Source organism: Bradyrhizobium sp. (assembly GCF_049581145.1).
Classification (GTDB): domain Bacteria; phylum Pseudomonadota; class Alphaproteobacteria; order Rhizobiales; family Xanthobacteraceae; genus Bradyrhizobium.
Genome location: NZ_JBAURI010000842.1, coordinates 1 through 16,984 on the forward strand (window position 1 = coordinate 1; position 16,984 = coordinate 16,984).

At 63.4% G+C, this 16,984-nt stretch carries 13 protein-coding genes; 6 read left to right on the forward strand and 7 right to left on the reverse strand.

The window, feature by feature from the left end; genetic code table 11:
• Window positions 1–143: 143 nt before the first annotated feature.
• The 6 genes from WCB02_RS27635 to WCB02_RS27660 form a co-directional block, all read right to left on the reverse strand.
• Entirely contained in the window at window positions 144–1,202 is a 1,059-nt protein-coding gene (locus WCB02_RS27635) for a hypothetical protein (protein WP_423962931.1), read from the reverse strand.
• A gap of 39 nt (window positions 1,203–1,241) precedes the next feature.
• The gene (locus WCB02_RS27640) at window positions 1,242–2,258 is read right to left on the reverse strand and encodes a hypothetical protein (RefSeq protein WP_423962932.1); all 1,017 of its coding nucleotides are present in this window, start codon (window positions 2,256–2,258) and stop codon (window positions 1,242–1,244) included.
• 3 nt (window positions 2,259–2,261) lie between these two features.
• Window positions 2,262–3,098: a hypothetical protein gene (locus WCB02_RS27645; RefSeq protein WP_423962933.1), complete on the reverse strand. Its 837-nt coding sequence runs from the start codon at window positions 3,096–3,098 to the stop codon at window positions 2,262–2,264.
• On the reverse strand, window positions 3,091–4,557 hold the full coding sequence (locus tag WCB02_RS27650) for a hypothetical protein (RefSeq protein WP_423962934.1): 1,467 nt from the start codon (window positions 4,555–4,557) through the stop codon (window positions 3,091–3,093). Before WCB02_RS27650 ends, WCB02_RS27645 begins: the two co-directional genes overlap by 8 nt.
• Window positions 4,558–5,188: 631 nt before the next feature.
• On the reverse strand, window positions 5,189–5,722 hold the full coding sequence (locus WCB02_RS27655; RefSeq protein WP_423962935.1) for a DUF3617 domain-containing protein: 534 nt from the start codon (window positions 5,720–5,722) through the stop codon (window positions 5,189–5,191).
• A 184-nt stretch (window positions 5,723–5,906) separates the two neighbouring features.
• A complete protein-coding gene (locus WCB02_RS27660) occupies window positions 5,907–6,797 on the reverse strand; it encodes a helix-turn-helix domain-containing protein (protein ID WP_423962936.1) in 891 nt (296 codons plus the stop codon).
• 146 nt (window positions 6,798–6,943) lie between these two features.
• On the opposite strand from WCB02_RS27660, the gene WCB02_RS27665 reads away from it, so the two are divergent.
• From WCB02_RS27665 to WCB02_RS27675, 3 genes are all read left to right on the forward strand, one after another.
• Entirely contained in the window at window positions 6,944–9,535 is a 2,592-nt protein-coding gene (locus tag WCB02_RS27665; RefSeq protein ID WP_423962937.1) for an HWE histidine kinase domain-containing protein, read from the forward strand.
• A 444-nt stretch (window positions 9,536–9,979) separates the two neighbouring features.
• The gene (locus WCB02_RS27670; RefSeq protein WP_423962938.1) at window positions 9,980–12,019 is read left to right on the forward strand and encodes a PAS domain S-box protein; all 2,040 of its coding nucleotides are present in this window, start codon (window positions 9,980–9,982) and stop codon (window positions 12,017–12,019) included.
• A 470-nt stretch (window positions 12,020–12,489) separates the two neighbouring features.
• Window positions 12,490–12,732, forward strand: a complete 243-nt coding sequence (locus WCB02_RS27675) for a DUF6894 family protein (RefSeq protein WP_423962939.1) — start codon at window positions 12,490–12,492, stop codon at window positions 12,730–12,732.
• Window positions 12,733–12,845: 113 nt separating this feature from the next.
• Here the strand turns inward: WCB02_RS27675 and WCB02_RS27680 are convergent, their stop codons facing one another.
• Window positions 12,846–13,526, reverse strand: a complete 681-nt coding sequence (locus WCB02_RS27680; protein ID WP_423962940.1) for a Crp/Fnr family transcriptional regulator — start codon at window positions 13,524–13,526, stop codon at window positions 12,846–12,848.
• Between the two features lie 369 nt (window positions 13,527–13,895).
• Here WCB02_RS27680 and WCB02_RS27685 point away from each other — a divergent pair, with 369 nt between their 5' ends.
• The 3 genes from WCB02_RS27685 (at window position 13,896) to WCB02_RS27695 (ending at window position 16,585) form a co-directional block, all read left to right on the forward strand.
• Window positions 13,896–14,279, forward strand: coding sequence for a response regulator (locus tag WCB02_RS27685; RefSeq protein WP_423962941.1), 384 nt, complete (start codon window positions 13,896–13,898; stop codon window positions 14,277–14,279).
• A 365-nt stretch (window positions 14,280–14,644) separates the two neighbouring features.
• Complete coding sequence (locus WCB02_RS27690) at window positions 14,645–15,277, forward strand: DedA family protein (protein ID WP_423962942.1); 633 nt, start codon at window positions 14,645–14,647, stop codon at window positions 15,275–15,277.
• A 144-nt stretch (window positions 15,278–15,421) separates the two neighbouring features.
• Window positions 15,422–16,585: a DUF2235 domain-containing protein gene (locus WCB02_RS27695; RefSeq protein ID WP_423962943.1), complete on the forward strand. Its 1,164-nt coding sequence runs from the start codon at window positions 15,422–15,424 to the stop codon at window positions 16,583–16,585.
• The last annotated feature ends 399 nt before the right edge of the window (window positions 16,586–16,984 follow it).

The following is a 16,984-nucleotide window of genomic DNA, read 5'->3' on the forward strand; positions in this document are numbered from 1 at the left end:
GGTAAGTGAAGCGCATCGGTGAGTTTGCGGCAAGCGTGATAGGCGTGCCTGCCGTTTCTCCGCCTCCGCGAAAAAAGATGGTGGGCGCGGCGCGAGGGCGCCTTTGTCCACCCTACCAATAGACAAATCTGCTGCGCGTTGCTCTAGGGAGTCGTACCGACCGGCGCGGGCGCGATGGCCGCGGTCCCCTCATTGGGTACGGATTTGCGCAAGCGGATTTCGATGCGTCGCCGTTCCTCGATGTTCTCGGGCGAGCCCGCAATCGCGAGGGTCTCGTCGGTGTTCACGAGTTGAGCGCCTGACAGCGGAATGATCTTGTATCCGGCCAGCAAGGGGCTCTGGCGCAAGACGCTCACCACGGCGACCGCGCGCGCCAGCCCAAGCCCCGCATTGTCCGCCGGGCTGAGGCTGGCGACGCCGGCGGTGTTCTTGAGGACCGGCAGAAGATCGCGGTCGAGATTGGAGTACTGGCGGATGCCGATCGGCCGTTCATCGGTGTGGCCGACGACCTCGATGATATCGACGTCGTATTTCCGGATGTCGTCGAGAATCTTGCCGGGCGTGTCGTGGACCAGCGTGTCCTGGAAGGTCGGCGACAGCTCCGCGCTGCCGGACTTGAAGTAATAGCCATCGGCCTCGCTCATCTTGATGATCGGAGGCCATTGATGGCCGGCCTGACCGCGCGTGAGGGTATCCAGGATGACCTCGGTGGTGGCCGGCGGCTCCCCGGGCTTGGTGATGGCGCGGTCGATCGCGGCCACGAGCTGCGAATCGCGAATCGCCTTCTCGACATCGATGCCGTTGGCGCGCAGTGCCGCGGCGGTCGCGATGCCTTCGCTGATCTCCTTGACCGACAGGCCGCTGTCGTCGATCTGGTTCACCACGGTCCGGCTGTCCGCAAGCTCACGCCAGTACTGGTCGATCTCCTTGGGATCACTGCGCCCGGACAGGCTCTGCAGCCGTTCGACGAGAGCCGCGCTGTCGCGCAGCCTGGCGACGACGTTGCGGTTGCGCTCATTCTGAAGCCGCTGTTGCTGCAGCTCCTGTTCGACGGCGATGCGCCTGGTCTGTTCCCGCTGCAAAATGGTCGCCATCGCGATCAACAGGCAGAATACCAAGAGGATCATGATCTCGGCCAGCGTCAGGCCGAGCACCAGGCCGCGCCGGTACGAGGAGCCCTGCTGAATGATCTGCCCGTCCATGGCGAAACTCGCTTGATCCAGAGGTTGATCTATTGGGGCCTATCGGTCGCGCGCCCGCGAATCCCGCCACGGCTCCGCGCCGGAGCGCGCCGCCTCCGCGGCCTGTCGTTCCTGCAGCAGTTGTCTGATGGCCACGACGACGCTTTGGGCGTATTTGTAGTTGATATCCACGTTCTTGGCCTGGGCTTCGGCGCTGGTGGTGAGCGTGTTGACCGCGCGGGCGAGATCCTCGATCATCGGCGCCAGCCTGCTCTCGATGGTTTGTTCGGGCACGTGATGCGATGCGAGCCCGGCGAGAAGGGCATCGATGGCCTGGACGATGCTGGTGGTGCTCTTTGCCAGCTGTTCGCCTTCCTGCACCAATTGCCTGGAGACCTCGAGGACCTGAACCGTCCGATCGTTCAGGCTGCCGAGGGTCGCCCCGGAGTTCCTGGAGGCCTCCTCGAACGGCTCGCCAGCGGTGATCACGAGCCGCTTGATTTCGCCGGCAAATTGCCGGTGCGCGGCGCCGATGCTTTCGCGGACCTCGTCCAGCATGTCGGTGATGGTCTGCTGGGTCATGCGGCGGAAATAACCGAATTCCAGGATCGAGCTCTCGAGTTCGCGCTTCACCCGGCGCGAGGCCTCGGCCAGCTCCAGCCTTGCGGTCGCTTCGACCTCGACCGGATCGCGCCGCATCTGGTTGAACAGGATCCGCAGCGTGATGCCCGCGATGGTCGAGCCGATCGCGATGCCGAAATTCTGCACGATCTGCTCGGCCGAACCGGCCGCGGAAAACTGATAGAGCGAGACCGCCAGGCTGGTGAGCGTGAACAGGAATCCCATGTAGTAGAGATTGTCGCCGGACTGGTCGTCACGCAGCCGGAACAGGCGCGTCCCGAGCATGACGGCGTATCCGACCATGAACAGCACCGGGACCGCCGTGACCAGCAGGGCGCCGAAGCCGCTCAGCTTGGAGACGACGATGTAGCCGCTGCCGGCGATCACGACGGCGAAGAACAAGAGCCCGTTGAGCATGCCGGGCGGCAGCGCGGGTCTGGTGTCGTAGGCCGCCATCCGTCAGGCTCCCTGCAGCCGCTTGACGCCGCCAAACCTGCCGCGGTTGTCCTCGATCCAGGCTTTCCAGAACTCCATGTGCGCCGTCCCGTCGATCAATGGCTGACCATTCGACAGCCGCGTCACGTAGCGGATGATGACGTTGGCGCCATGCAGGTCGGTCCGGAACTTGGGATAGGCCGGGGACTGCTTGTAACGGGCGAACGACAGATCGCCCGCGCGGGGATATTGGCTGTAATCCCTGGTGAATTCGATCATGTCGGAAATCACGTAGAGCGTCTTTCCGATGCTCTGGCTCGCCGCGCTGGAGAATTGGTCGATGGCGATGTTCTGGATCGCGGCCATGATCGGCGAGCTGATCGCCTTCGCCGCCGTGACGCTGCTTGTCACGGCATCAGCCGCTGGCTTTCGGAAATCCTCGATCCAGCGCAGGCGGGCGATGCGCGGATTGTCGGTCCACTCGCTCAATCCCGCGCCATCGCCGGGATTGCATTTCGAGAACAGCGAACGGCTGCGCTCGCCGGCGATATCGAGCACCCGGATGTCGAGCTTGTGGAATGGCGGAAGCGTGGTGATGAGATCGTCGAGCAGGCCCAGAACGTCCCGCTGCGTCGTCTCGGGCAGGTCGTCGGAGGTGTCGACCAGAACCACCGTGATGCCCTGCGGACCGCTGACCGGACAAAGGCTCTCGGAGTCGAGCAGCGGACGCGGCGGCGCCGAGACATAGAAATAGGCCAGCGCACCGCCGGACCCGACCGCCAGCAGCAGCAGCAGCGCGCCGGCCAGGCCCGACCAGCCAATTCCGGACCTGCCGCGTGGCCTCGGACGCCGCCTAGCCATATGTCTTCTCCGGTTTCTTCTCCGGCAGCAATTCGTCGATCTCGCGATAGGTGCGCACGGCGCCGTCGAAGGCGTCGTGGATGGCCCGGATCTGCACGTTGAGCAGCTCCTGGGTCTCGGCGATCATGTTGCGCAGATTGTCGAGCGCGCCGGAATTCGGTTCGCCTCCGGCATAGGCGATGCGCTCCAGCGTATAGGGAGTCGCGAAATGCGCCGGGGCCGGGGTCGAGCGGGCATGCCGGTTCGCCTCGCGATAGATTTCGAGCAGGGCGCGACCGGCCTGCTCGATCTGGTTCTGATGCTGGCTGAAACGCTGGGCGAGGCGCTCGCGTCCCTGCAGCAGGGCATCATATTCGCTGCGCCGAACCGAGAGGTCGCGTGCGGTCTCGTTCATGGTCTCCGTGGCATCCTCGCGAATATCCTGCAGCCGGTCGATCAATTCGCTGCGCGCATTGGCAAATTGCCTGGTCGCCTCGATCCAGCGCCGCTCCAGGCCGGCATAGCCCATGTAGGGATCGAAAAACAGCAGGCCGTCGGTCATCGCGATCAGCGAGAACAACAGGCCGATGCCGAACAGCACCCATGAGTTGATGTCGGTGAGCGCGACTGGCGCCGTCAGCAGCCGATGCAGAACGACCTGACCGACCTGGTCGGTCACGCTCACGGCCGGCGGAATCTCGCGAAGATGTGACAGGGTCAGATTGAGCGCGGCAGCGAATCCGAGGTAGCAAAGGAACGACAGCAGGCCGACCAGCTTGAGACCATAGTTCCGGCGATTGACCAGCCTGATCAGCACCATTCCCCAGAAAAAGCTGGCGATGATATTGAGCGCTGCGAATGTCACCGCCTGCGCCGCGCCGCCGAGCAGGCCGCCGACATTCGCCCTGGCGAGAAAGCTGCCGTTGATCACCACCTCGATGATGAACAGGATGGCCAGCACGCCGATCTTCAGGATGACCTTGCCCGGGCTCGACAGCCGGGCCGGACGCTCGATCCGGTGGCGGGCGCGAAACCGCTCGCGCTCGAGCTCGGATTCATTGAGGCGGCGGCGCAGCACGAACAGCTCGTCGCGGCCGATCGTGGCTTCGACGCGAAAATCGCCGACGGCTTCAGGCGCGGCCTGCTGGATGGTGGCAAAGCGCTCCTCGAATCGCAGCGCGGTGACCCTTTCGTCGTAGGTATGCAGATGATCGAGATAGATGGTGTTGGCATCCTGCTTGTGCGCCTCGATGCGTTCGACGATGCGATGCTCGATATCGTCCAGCGCCTGCGCCTCCGTGGTCGGCCGGTTCTCCGCGCCGCGCTCGGTTCCGCGCGCCGCGAGCTGCAATTCGTCTGCGATGCGATCGACGCTGAGATCGAGGAAAATCGTGGTCGCCGGGCGGTAGTGATGGGGCGGCTGGTTCAACAATGCGCGAATGCGCGCGATCGCAGATTGACGGATTCCGGGAGCGCTCACGATGATCTCAGCCTGTGGTTAGAGCATTTCCCGGAAAAGTGGACACCGGTTTTCCGAAAGGAAATGCGACAAACATCGAATCTGGAGCGCTTTCCGCGCATGGTGCCTGAGGTTTCATGGTCAATCTAAACGGAAAGCGCTCTAGAGCCTGGATTTGCGGCCGCCGCCCGCACCCGCTTCGCCATCACGCAAAGCCGGAAGCGGCGTCGGCGGCCTGATTCGTGTGAAGGGAGTCCGGGTGACGCACAGGCCCTGTCCGCATTGGCGACCGCTCGGTCGGCCATCGAGTCTTAGCGGGATTGCGAGCCCTGGCAAAGGCCACGGCTGGGCATTTTCCCGCAATGGCATGCGAGCGGGCCGCGACATGGTGGGCGGACACCGGTTTTTCCCGGGGAAAAGGCGAGCAATAAAGGACGACTGGACGCGTGATGCCATGAAACCCATCGCGTCCAGGCGCTCTGCCCTCATCCTGAGGAGCAAGCCTTCGCCCGCGAGGGGCGAAGGCTTGCGTCTCGAAGGATGGCCGCTTGCACGGCCGTCGCCCGCGTCCATCCTTCGAGACGCATCGCTTACGCGATGCTCCCAAGGATGAGGTTCGGAGAGACGGCGCAACTATCACGATGCGCGGCGTTCAACGCTGGTTGATCGGGTTGGTTGGCAGATGCATGCGCTGCAGCGCGTCGGGGACGTTGATCTTGGTCCCGTTGCTCAGCACGATGTCACCCGGCTTCTGGTCCGCGGTGCAGGGACCGAGCCATTTGGCCTCCATCGTCATGGTCATCGCGCCGCCCGGCAGAGCCTCGCTCCGCGCCGTGACGGTCATCGTATAGGCGCTATCGAGGCTCCCGACCACGACCGCGTGGGCCGTTGCGGGCTTGCCGGCGAACGTGCAGACCGAGTCGATCGAGGTCTCATTCGCCAGCCGCTGCACGTTGCGCTGCGGGCAGGCGGCCGCGTTGAACGGACCTGCGCTCGACTGCAGCATCTCGTCGGTCGCGGCGTCGATGCATTGCCGGACAAGCTGGGTCGGCGCGTTCGCGATGCTGGTCTTGACCTCCCACTGCCCCGGTTTGCGCGACAACGACTCGGCCGCCCGCGAGGGCGCTGCCGGGAGCAGGACGACGATCGCCGCGATGGCGATCAAGCAAATGGAATTTTCACGCATTGATATCCTCATGGGCGATGCGGCATGGGCAATTTCGAACAGACCGGCGCCACGGGCGTGTGCGTGTCTAATCTCTTCGCGCTCGACCGCATGCGAGCGACGGCTGAGAGCATCGGTTGCTGGCCGTCCTTGCGCTTGGGCGCGTCTGCGGATGGTCGAGTGATGCGCGGATCCGGATCGTGTCTCACAACGGCCGATCACGGCGAAACTGACTCGGGGTCACGCCGACCAGCTTGCGCATGTGGCGCGAGAGCATGGTTGCGGTCTTGAGCCCGACCTTTTCCGCGATCTCGTTGATCCCGAGACTGGTATCCTGCAACAGCTGCCGGGCAAGGTCGATCCGCCGTCGTGACACGTATCGGTGCGGTGGCTCGCCGAACGTGACCGCGAAGGCACGGGCAAAATGAAATCGGGTCAGTCCGACCACGCCCGCGAGATCCGACAGCGAAATGTCGGTGTGCAGGAAGTCCTCGATGTACTCACGCAGAATCGTTTGCTGACGCAGCGAAAGGCCACCTTTTGAGACCGCGCGCTGCTTCGGCGCGGCCTTCTGCATTCGCAACAGCTCCATCACCGCCAGCAGGCCCAGGCTCTCGGCATAGATCTGATCGTCGGCGCCGGGCTGGACGAGAAGGCCGCTCAACTTCTGCATGGTCGCAAGCAGCGCCGCATCCTCGAAATAGACGCTGGGAAACAGATCGCAGGACCCGTAGTGCTCCGACAGTTCGTCGGACATCTCGCCGTGACGGAAATAGAGCGCGGTAAATGAATTGGGATGCTTTTTCGGAGCCGACCAGCCCGAGATGACGCTGCCGCTGGGAATGAACGTCATCCGGTTGCCCAAATCGCAGAGCCGCGACGTACGCTCGCCGTCGAGGAAAGTCTCCCCATCGGCGAGACGCAGGTTGTGCAATGCCAGGTAGTGGGTAGCGCCCGACCATTTGTAATCGAACGGGGAGTTCCGCTCGATGACCACGCGCTCCGTGGAAAATCCTTTTCCTATCATCCGCTTGCGCGAATATGGCTTTTCCGCGTCGGTGAATTGGAGCGCGACCTTTTGTCGGATGGTCGACATTGCGAACTCGCTGTGAGGCCTCGAAGGTTCAATGCAACCATGGCGAAACTGCGCTTTTTGAGCAAGAGCTGCGGTCCAGGGCATCTTGCAAGTCAAGCGGCGCAGCGCAATAAAGAGCGAACCAAGGCAATTTCAGTTGGGTTGGCATGGACGACTTCGGCGAGGTCGATCTCACGAGCTGTGATCGCGAACCGATCCATATGCCGGGCTCGATCCAACCCCACGGCGCGTTGATCGCCTTTGACCCGCAGACCCTCGAAATCGTCCAGGTGGCGGGCGATACGCAAAGATATTTCGGCCTGCCGCGGCAAAGCCTGATCGGCCAGAAGCTCGAGGCGCAGATCGGATCGGCCGCGAAGCTGCGGCTGGAGGCGCAATTCGCGGCCGGGACCGCCACGCCGCGCTCGTCGCTGGCGCTGGAGGTCGAAATCCTTAACAACCGCATCGACGCGACGGCGCATCTCCACGACGGGCTGGTCATTCTCGAGCTGGAGCCGCAGCGCCCGCTGCCCGCCGACGACGTGCTGGATCTCGTCAACGCGATGATCGGCCGGCTGCGGCCGGCCGAAAGCCTGCAGGCGCTGCTGCAATCGCTGGCGCAGCAGGTGCAGCAGGTCACCGGCTACGATCGCGTCATGGTCTATCGCTTCCGCGAGGACGACAGCGGACATGTCGTGGCGGAAAGCCGGTCCTCGGACGAGGTGCCGTCCTATCTGGACCTGCATTATCCGGCGAGCGATATTCCCGTCCAGGCGCGCGAGCTCTATCGCAGAAGCTGGATCCGCTACATCCCGGATGCGGTCTACACGCCGCAGGCTCTGTTTCCGAACCTCAATCCCAAGACCGGCCAGCCGCTGGACCTGAGTTTCAGCCGGCTCCGCGCGGTGTCGCCGATTCATCTGGAATATCTCGCCAATATGGGCGTGCGCTCGTCGATGTCGCTGTCGCTGATGGTCGGCGGCCGGCTCTGGGGCCTGATCGCCTGCCATGCGGCGGCGCCGCTTTATCTCAGCGGCCGGTTGCGGCTCGCGCTTGAAGTCTTTGCGCAACTGGCCTCGCTTCACCTCGGCAGCACGCTTGAACTTGCCGACGCCAACGATCGCTTTCATGTACGCGATGTGCACGACCAGCTCATGCGCGCGATGACGCAGAGCGGGCTGGCCGAGGCGCTGATCGGATCGCGCCCGAACCTGTTGGACTACATCCGGGCCGCCGGCGTGGTGGTGCGAGTGGAGGGCGAGAATTTCGCGCTCGGCCGGACGCCCAGTGACGCGCAGCTCGATCTCCTGGTCGATTGGCTGAATCGAACCCAGCCCGAAGGCGTATTCCACACCGATCGGCTCGCGCAGGCTTTTCCGCAGGCCCGCGATTTCCTGGACCGCGGCGCGGGCCTGCTGTCGCTGTCGGTCTCGCGGCGTCCGCGCGACTACGTGCTCTGGTTTCTGCCGGAGGTCGTCGCGACCGTGACCTGGGCTGGAGATCCGACCAAGCCGGTCACCACGGGTCCGCTCGGCGATCGGCTGACCCCGCGCCAATCCTTTGCCGCCTGGCAGGAAACCGTGACCGAGCGGTCGCGCCCCTGGGAGGCGATCGAAATCGACGCCGCCAATCTGTTGCGAACCACGATTCTGGAAGTCGTGCTGCACTGGATCGACCAGTCGTTGCGCGAACAGGCGAAGGCGCGAACCCGGCAGGATCTGCTGATGGCGGAGCTCGATCATCGGGTCAAGAACACCATTGCCACGATCCAGTCGCTGGTGCGGCTGTCGAGCAAGAGCGCCGACAGTCTGGCCAGCTTCACGGCCTCGCTCGAAAAACGGCTGCAGTCGATGTCGAAGGCGCACAGCCTGTTGTCCGCCGCGCGATGGGAGGGCGCCTCGCTGAAGACCATTGTCGAGGACGAGATTGCCGCACAGCGCTCCCAGCTCGAGGGCAATATCAGCATCGCCGGCGGCGATTACGCGCTGGAGCCGCGAACCGCGCTCTCCTTCGCGCTGGTGCTGCACGAGCTCATCACCAACGCGATCAAGCACGGCAGTCTCTCGGTGGAGGCCGGCAAGGTCACCCTGGCCTGGAACGAGATCGTCAAGAACGAGAAGCGTTGGCTCGTCTTCCATTGGACGGAGCGCGGAGGGCCGCGGGTCAAGGCAAGGCGGCGACGCGGATTTGGCCGCACCCTGCTCGAACGGGTCTTTGCCGAGGACGTCAGCGGCAAGGTCGAGCTCATGATGGAGCCTGCCGGCGTCCGCTGCATCATCGATATCCCCTTCGACAAGGTGGTCCAGGTCTCGGCGCCGGCGGCACCGGCCAGTTCGAACGTCGGCCAGATCGAACGAGAAGCCTTTGCAGCACGATCACTGACCGGGGCGAAAGTGCTCGTGGTCGAAGATGACGGCTTGATCGCGGCTGATGTGGCCGACGTGCTCAGACAGGCCGGCGCGACGGTCGTCGGACCCTATGCGCGCCTCGGCGACGGCCTGAGAGCCGCGGTCGACCAGGACTTCGACATCGCCCTGCTGGATGTCAACCTCGGCGGCAAACCGGCGTGGCCGATCGCCGCGCTGGTTTGTGAACGGGACATTCCGGTCGTGCTGGCGACCGGCTATTCCGACAGTTTCGCCAGGCCCGCTGCGCTGGCCAATCTTCCGGTGGTGTCCAAACCTTACGAGATCCGTTTCCTGTTGAACGAACTCGCGGAAGTCGCCGGATTGAAAGACGGCAAAAGGCGGGGCCTATGATCTGAGTCCAGAGCAGGAGCAAAAGCGCCGATGATTGTGCCGATCCGCGCGATTTTCCAACTCGCGCTTCGTCGCCACGCCCCCCATCGCCGGGCTGCAGGCCGGCCGGGGACCTCGCCGTCCGGATGGAAGTTCAGTGCGCGGAAAAGCCCACGACCGCCCGGGCGCGTGGACGCAAATCCTGCACGGCGGGCCCGACCGCCCGCCAGGGGTCGCAGCCCCCTGGGCGTGTCGCGTTTTGATACGTCCGGTATCGGACCAGCCAAACGACCGGCATGGAGTTGCGCAACCACCGCGCGGAGCAGTGGACGCGCGGCGGTCTTTGCGCCTTGATACTTTGCCACAAAAGCGGATTTTGATTGAGGAACAACGGATGATCGCGCGATGGTAGTTGGGACATCCGAAGGTGATCGACCCAAACCGGCGCTCGCGCCCACACATGAAATGGCGGCGCTCATTGCCTTGCATGACTGGTCCGCGACGTCTCTGGGCGCCGCCGAATCCTGGTCCCCGGCACTCAAACTGATCGTCGACATCATATGCGCATCCGGATTTCCGATGGCGCTGCGGTGGGGACCGGATCTCACGCTGGTCTATAACGACGGCTACAAGCACATTCTGGCGGACAAGCATCCCTGGGCTTTGGGCCGGCCGTTTCGCGAAGCCTGGCCGGAAGTCCAGTCCGAGCTGTTACCTGTTCACGAGGATATTCTATCTGGCAGAAGCCCGGGGGTGTTTTCGGAGGATCGTCCGCTGACGATTCAGCGGCGTGGTTCAAGCTGGGAAACCGGGTATTTTACCGTTTGTTACAGCCCGGTCCCCGACGAAACCTCTCCCACCGGCGTTGGAGGTGTTCTCGTGACCGCCGCGGAGGCGACGGATCGCAAGCGCGCGGAAGACGCCTTGCGGCATCTCAACCTGACCCTTCAGGCCCAGGTGGCCGAACGCGCCCGCGAGCGCGACGAGATCTGGCGGGTTTCACAGGACATGCTTCTGGTGATCGATCGGAACGGCGTCGTCCGTGCCGTCAATCCGGCCTGGACCAGGACTCTCGGCTATGCGGCGGAGGAACTGATTGGCCGCAGCATCGAGGCCTTCATCGAGCCAGGCGATGTCGACCGGAGCCATGCCGCGATCGACCGCGCCGCGCGCGAGGCATTACCAAGCTTCGAAAATCGATATCGCCACAAGGATGGATCATGGCGGCATCTGTCATGGACCGCTGCGCCATCCGGTGAATTGATCTATTGCGTTGCCCGGGATGTCACCGACGAGAAACGCCGCGAGCGCGAGCTGGCCGAGGCCCACGCGCATCTCAAGCAGGCCCAGAAAATGGAAGCCATCGGCCAGCTGACCGGCGGCGTGGCGCACGACTTCAACAACCTTCTTCAGGTGATTTCGGGCAATCTCGAACTTCTCGCCAATGATACCGTCGGCAACCAGCGCGCCGAACGCCACGTGGCCAATGCCCGCAGCGCCGTCAACCGGGGAGCGAAGCTGGCAAGTCAGCTCCTGGCGTTTGGCCGGCGCCAGGCTCTAGAGCCGAGGGTTGTCAACATCGGCCGGCTGGTTGCGAACATGGGCGACTTGCTGCGTCGCGCGCTTGGCGAAGCCGTGGAGATCGAGACGATCGGGGCGGACGGGCTGTGGAATACAATGATCGATCCGGCCAACCTGGAAAATGCGATCGTCAATCTCGCCATCAATGCGCGCGATGCAATGGGCGGTGCGGGGAAACTGACGATCGAGACCGGCAACGTGTCACTCGATGATGTCTATGCAAGAATGCACGGCGATGTAACGCCGGGCCAATACGTCATGCTTGCGGTCACCGACACCGGCTGCGGAATGACCCCTGAAGTCGCCGATCAGGCGTTCGACCCATTCTTTTCGACCAAGCCGGAAGGCCAGGGAACGGGTCTTGGCCTCTCAATGGTTTATGGGTTCGTGAAACAGTCGCGGGGACACATCAAGATCTATAGCGAGGTCGGATTGGGAACGAGTGTCAAGCTCTACCTGCCCCGCAACGCCAGGCAGGAAGACGCCATCATCGTGGTCGATCCAAAGGTTGAGACCGGGGGCACGGAAACCATTCTCGTCGTGGAAGATGATGATCAGGTGCGGGCGACAGCCATCGAGATGCTGGGCGATCTCGGCTATCGCGTCCTCAGTGCAAGGGATGCGGCCAGCGCTTTGAGTGCCATCGAACAGGGCCATGCAATCGACCTTCTGTTCACCGATGTCGTGATGCCCGGAGATATGAGAAGCCCTGAACTGGCTCGGAAGGCGCAGGAGCGGCTGCCCGACATTGCCGTGCTTTTCACGTCCGGCTACACGGAAAACTCGATCGTTCATGGCGGGCGGCTGGACCCTGGCGTCGATCTTCTTGCCAAGCCCTACACGCGCGAAGCGCTGGCCGGCAAGATCCGGCAGGCCCTCAAGCGCGACAAGAACAAGTCCTCCACCCCATCGCCGGGCGCCTAACTAACCTGCGACCGCCTTGGAATTCCAGGATAGCCGCCGCAGGCGAGACCGGATTCGGCAGGCCCGGTCTTTCTCGATATTTTCCGAGCGGCGTTGCGAGGGTCCGGCATCGGACAGACAATCCCGAACGTCATCGGTCATGATTGCGGGCCATGGGACAAGACGAGCAACCAGCATGTCCGAAATGCGGGACGCCTTTGATCCCGGCGCCGCCGCCGGGCGGCAAGGGATCGCGCACGTTCCGATGCACGGATTGCGACCGGCCTGATCCCTTGCGGTTCGACGCGCTCAGGTGGCTGGCGAGGGAGCCGAAGCCTTTGCAATAAGCCCCCCGCAATGGCCTGGGCGGCTGCGGGCGGCTTGCTTTGCGGCTGGTCTCGCTGATGGCGTATTGCGTCTGCCACCGGACCGACGCCGTGCAGGCCGATCACGTATGCTGGCTGCCGTGAGTTCAGAGTTGGAGCAGGGCAATGCATCGCTTCTACTTTCATATTCGGACTGGCGACGGGCTGATCGTTGATCAAGTCGGGACCGACCTGCAGGATGCCGGCGCGGCGAAGCAGGAAGCACTGCTGGCCGCCCGCGATATCGTCGCGGATGCCATCAGGTCCGGTCACGATATCCCGGAGGCATTCGTGATCGCCGACGGCGCAGGGCGCGAGCTCGAGACCGTGCCGTTCGCGGCGGTTCTGCCGAAACGCTTGACGCATTGAACCGCCCGTCGGCGGCTGAATGACGCCAATCGGCGTACGGAGCGACGCCGTCCTTCCAGGCGCTATGTGGGCCGGCCATGACCGCGACGGCGGGATATGGCATCCAGACGCGTCTAGATCAGAAGCGCCGACTGGTCCACGAGTGTCTGATAGCACTCGCAGGACATTTTCTCCAAGGCGGATCGCTTCAGGATCGTGATCTGCCCGCGGGTGTAGCGGATGGCGCCTGCGGCCTGGATCCGGCTCGCGACTTCGGTGACCGAGGTGCGGCGGACGCCAAGCATCTCGGCGAGAAATTCATGGGTCAGCACCACGGTGTCGCTTTCCGCGCGATCCGCCGATTGCAGCAGCCAGCGGCAGAATCTCGCCTCGACGGGGTGCGGTGCATTACAGGCCGCGGTGATTCGCGCCTGGGACAGCAGCACCTCATTATACCGGATGCACATGTTCCGCACGGCATCGCTTTGGGCCGCGGCCTTTCGAAACTGCGAAGCGGGAATCATGCTCACCATCATCGGCAGCTGAACGACCACGCGAACCAGCGACTTGTAGAGCCCCAATCCGGCCATCGCCCCGACCACGCCCTCGCGCCCGACCGTCGCGGTTTCGATGGCTTTGCCGTCCTGCAGCACCGCCAGCAGCGAGAGCATCCCGCTTTCCGGAAAGTAGACGTGATCGAATTCATCACCGGGCTCGGCCAGAACCTTTCCCTGAGCCATCGAAACGGTCGAAAGATGGGGAGCCAGCAATTCGAAGTGATCGCGCGGCAGCGCTGCAAGCAATTTGTTATCCAACGGTCGGCCCAAAACTTTTATGTGCACTGCGAGATCCCGCCCGGTCGGTCGGGCCATTCTCGCAGGGAGAGGGTGGAAGCCGCTCCGATAGGGCTGTCCTCGCGGGAAGGTTCCAATATAGGAACGAAGCGGGCCGATTGTCGGTCCGGTACCGCTCTTAGCGCCAGAGCCGACCGTTGCGGCCGAACGGCTCGGTTCTGATTGTCGTGCAATGTCCGTTGCTTGGAGAGCGCAGCCGCGGCCGCCCTGGGGTCGAGAAATAAATGTCCGGTGCCGGACATTTGTTCGCCAGGCAGGGAACGTTGGCCCCTGCGATCATTTGTCTTGATGACCCCGGAATAAAATGATTCCGGATAAAGGACGGGCCGCATGAGTTCTCGATACGCGGCCCACCGGCCAGTCGTCCTGATCGTCGAGGACGATCTCATGATCCGGTTGCACGCAGCTCAAATCATTGAAGAGGCAGGCTTCGACGTGGTCGAAGCATCGAACGCGGACGATGCGATTGCGATACTCGAGGCCAGGTCGGACATCGCCATCCTTTTCACGGACATCCAGATGCCGGGCAGCATGGATGGCCTGAAACTGGCGGCCGCGGTCCGGGGGCGCTGGCCCCCGATCAGGATCGTCGCGACGTCCGGCCTCGTCGATGTACGACCGGACGAACTGCCCGAGGGCGGGCGATTTCTTGCCAAGCCCTATCATCCCGGTGATCTCACGGCGACGCTTCAGGCGCTGGTCGAGCCGGGTTGAACCGGCTTTGAGTCGAAATATTTTCGGGGCCAACCATTTTTGGTTGAAGTCGGTTTGCGATCCAATTTCAAGCGGCGAGGGCAGGCCGCCGTTTGATGGCCAGGGCGGCGCCGATGACGAGGCCAGGCGCGAAGCCGGCGATCCCGGATGTCCTCGCCGGCGCGGTAACCTTGACGTGACGAAGGCGTCAACCAGCCGCAGATGACCCTCCTCAGCCATTACTCCTGATCGACGCTCTGCTAATGAGGTCGAAGGGCACCGTGCGCAGCTTCCGGAAAACGACGTGCTGGCCGTGATCAGCGCGTGGCCTGATCCGGCTGCCGCCGGCTCGTGCCTTGCAGGATGGAGTTGTTGGAGTTGGATTTTTGTCCGATGTTTTGATCAGCCTGATCCCGCGCTGGGGGCCGTGGATCATCTTTGGCATCGTCACGCTCGAAAGCGCCGGCGTGCCGCTTCCCGGCGAGACCATCCTCGTTGCCGCCGCACTGCTTTCCGCCACCACCGGCCAGATCAATATCGTCGTCGTCGTGCTGGCGGCGGCCGCAGGGGCGATCGCCGGCGACGGTGCCGGATACCTGGTCGGCAGGCGGCTCGGCTTGCGCTTTCTGCGCAGATACGGCCGCTACATCCGCCTCGATGCGGATCGATTGCTGATCGGCCGGTATCTGTTTCTTCGGTTCGGCAACGCGGTCGTGTTCTTTGGCCGTTTCGTCGCGGTGCTGCGCGTGTTCGCGGCGCTGCTCGCGGGCGCCAACAGCATGCCGGCGGGCCGTTTCTTCCTGTTCAACATAACCGGCGGGATCTGCTGGGCGTGTCTGTTCGGCTTCGGTGCCTATGCATTGGGTGCCGAAATCTACCGGATCTCGGGAATGCTGAGTGTGATCTCGCTGTGCCTGTTTGTCGCTCTCGGATATGCATTTTCGATTTTCGTCCACCGCAATGAGGTCGCGCTGCGCCAACGGGCGAAACAAGCCCTGTCCGATCATTCTCGGAGTTGAGCGGCGGGGCAGGCGCGGCCACGAGATCGTTATCGCCAGGGAGCGACATCCAAGGTTGCATCGCCTGCGACACGTCGTACCATCCGGGTGATCCCGCGGGATGAGCGAGTCGCGCGCCGCTTACGGGCATCGAGGGATACGGCCATGAAGCGGTTGATCGTTTGTTGCGACGGCACCTGGGACTCGGACGACACCCAGTCCAACGATACCAACGTCGCGATCCTGGCGCGCTCGATCCACGCCACGCAGGAAACCGGCGGCATCCTCCAGATCGTGCTCTACCTGCGCGGCGTCGGCACCACCGGGCTGAAACTCGAAACCCTGATCGATGGGGCCGAAGGCATCGGAGTCGATGACAACATCCGCTCCGCCTACCAGTTCATCGCGCAAAACTACATCCCCGGAGACGAGATCTACCTGTTCGGATTTTCCCGCGGCGCTTTCACCGCGCGCAGCCTGGTCGGCCTCATCACGGCCTGCGGCATCCTGTATCGCCAGTCGCTGCAGGCGCTGCCGCAGGCGTGGATGTATTATCGCAGTCCGAAGCCGCACTCGCCGGCGGCCTTCATTGCCAAATACCAGAAGGAGCACAACAGCGAGATCGCCTGTCACGTCGATCCTCAGATCACCTTTGTCGGAGTCTGGGATACCGTCGGCAGTCTCGGCATTCCGGGCAGCCTGCTTGCGGCCAGCAACAAGGCGAAATTTGCCTTTCATGACACCAGCCCGTCGCCGCTGGTGAAGCACGCCGTGCAGGCGCTCGCGATCGATGAGCACCGGCACGATTTCACCCCGACGTTCTGGACCGGCCCGATCCCGCCTGGTGTCACCATCCAGCAGGTCTGGTTTGCCGGCGCCCATTCCGACGTCGGCGGCGGCTACCGGACGCGCGGCCTGGCCGACATTCCGCTGCTATGGATGGCGAGACAGGCGGAAGGCGCGGGGCTCGCGCTCGATGCGACGTGCCTGCCCGATCCGTCCAAACTCCACGCGACCGCGCCCGCCCACGATTCGGCATCGGGCCTGTTTGCGCTCGATCGCTATCACCCGACCTTGCGCGAGGTCGGCATGACCAAATGCGACGTGAAGTTCAACGAGAGTCTCTACTCGGCGCTGGACGAGAACGGCAAACCGGTTTCGACGATCAATGAATGCATGCACCGCAGCGTGCTGTCGCGCTACGGCAATTCCGCGCCATTGTGTTCCGACGATGCCAAGGGCATCTGCGCCTCGAGCCCATACAAGCCGGAAAATCTCGCGCCGTTCTTTGCCGGCGGCGCGTTCGCGGGCCTGCCCGACGTCGAATAGCCGGTCGCGGTGTCGCGCAGGGCGCACGCGTGCGCACCATTTTCCTGAACGCGCGGATGGTGGGCACGGCGCAAGGGCGCCAGCACCAATCCCGTCATCGCGAGGCGCGAAGCGACGAGGCGATCCATGCTTCCCTTGCGGCATCATGGACGGCTTCGCTGATCGGGCCGCGCGGTCGCGCGCCCCGATGGCTCGCAATGACGGTGGGAAACGGATGTGCCTATTACTTGTGGAGTAATTAGCAGGGATGAGTACCCACCATTTGTCGATGCAAGGTCATGAGCAGGATGGATTCGGAGTCGCGGCAATAATTTCCCTGCGGCAATAACTTCCCCGCGTGCGAACAAAAGCTAACGAAGCCCGGCAGAAAATGCCGAGCTGATTAGCTCGGTGTTGGAT

Bases quoted from the DNA above. Each gene is read 5' to 3' on its own strand.
- WCB02_RS27635 (WP_423962931.1), bottom strand. From the start codon at position 1,202: ATGGACGGGCAGATCATTCAGCAGGGCTCCTCGTACCGGCGCGGCCTG.
- WCB02_RS27640 (WP_423962932.1), bottom strand. From the start codon at position 2,258: ATGGCGGCCTACGACACCAGACCCGCGCTGCCGCCCGGCATGCTCAAC.
- WCB02_RS27645 (WP_423962933.1), bottom strand. From the start codon at position 3,098: ATGGCTAGGCGGCGTCCGAGGCCACGCGGCAGGTCCGGAATTGGCTGG.
- WCB02_RS27655 (WP_423962935.1), bottom strand. From the start codon at position 5,722: ATGCGTGAAAATTCCATTTGCTTGATCGCCATCGCGGCGATCGTCGTC.
- WCB02_RS27660 (WP_423962936.1), bottom strand. From the start codon at position 6,797: ATGTCGACCATCCGACAAAAGGTCGCGCTCCAATTCACCGACGCGGAA.
- WCB02_RS27665 (WP_423962937.1), top strand. From the start codon at position 6,944: ATGGACGACTTCGGCGAGGTCGATCTCACGAGCTGTGATCGCGAACCG.
- WCB02_RS27670 (WP_423962938.1), top strand. From the start codon at position 9,980: ATGGCGGCGCTCATTGCCTTGCATGACTGGTCCGCGACGTCTCTGGGC.
- WCB02_RS27675 (WP_423962939.1), top strand. From the start codon at position 12,490: ATGCATCGCTTCTACTTTCATATTCGGACTGGCGACGGGCTGATCGTT.
- WCB02_RS27685 (WP_423962941.1), top strand. From the start codon at position 13,896: ATGAGTTCTCGATACGCGGCCCACCGGCCAGTCGTCCTGATCGTCGAG.
- WCB02_RS27695 (WP_423962943.1), top strand. From the start codon at position 15,422: ATGAAGCGGTTGATCGTTTGTTGCGACGGCACCTGGGACTCGGACGAC.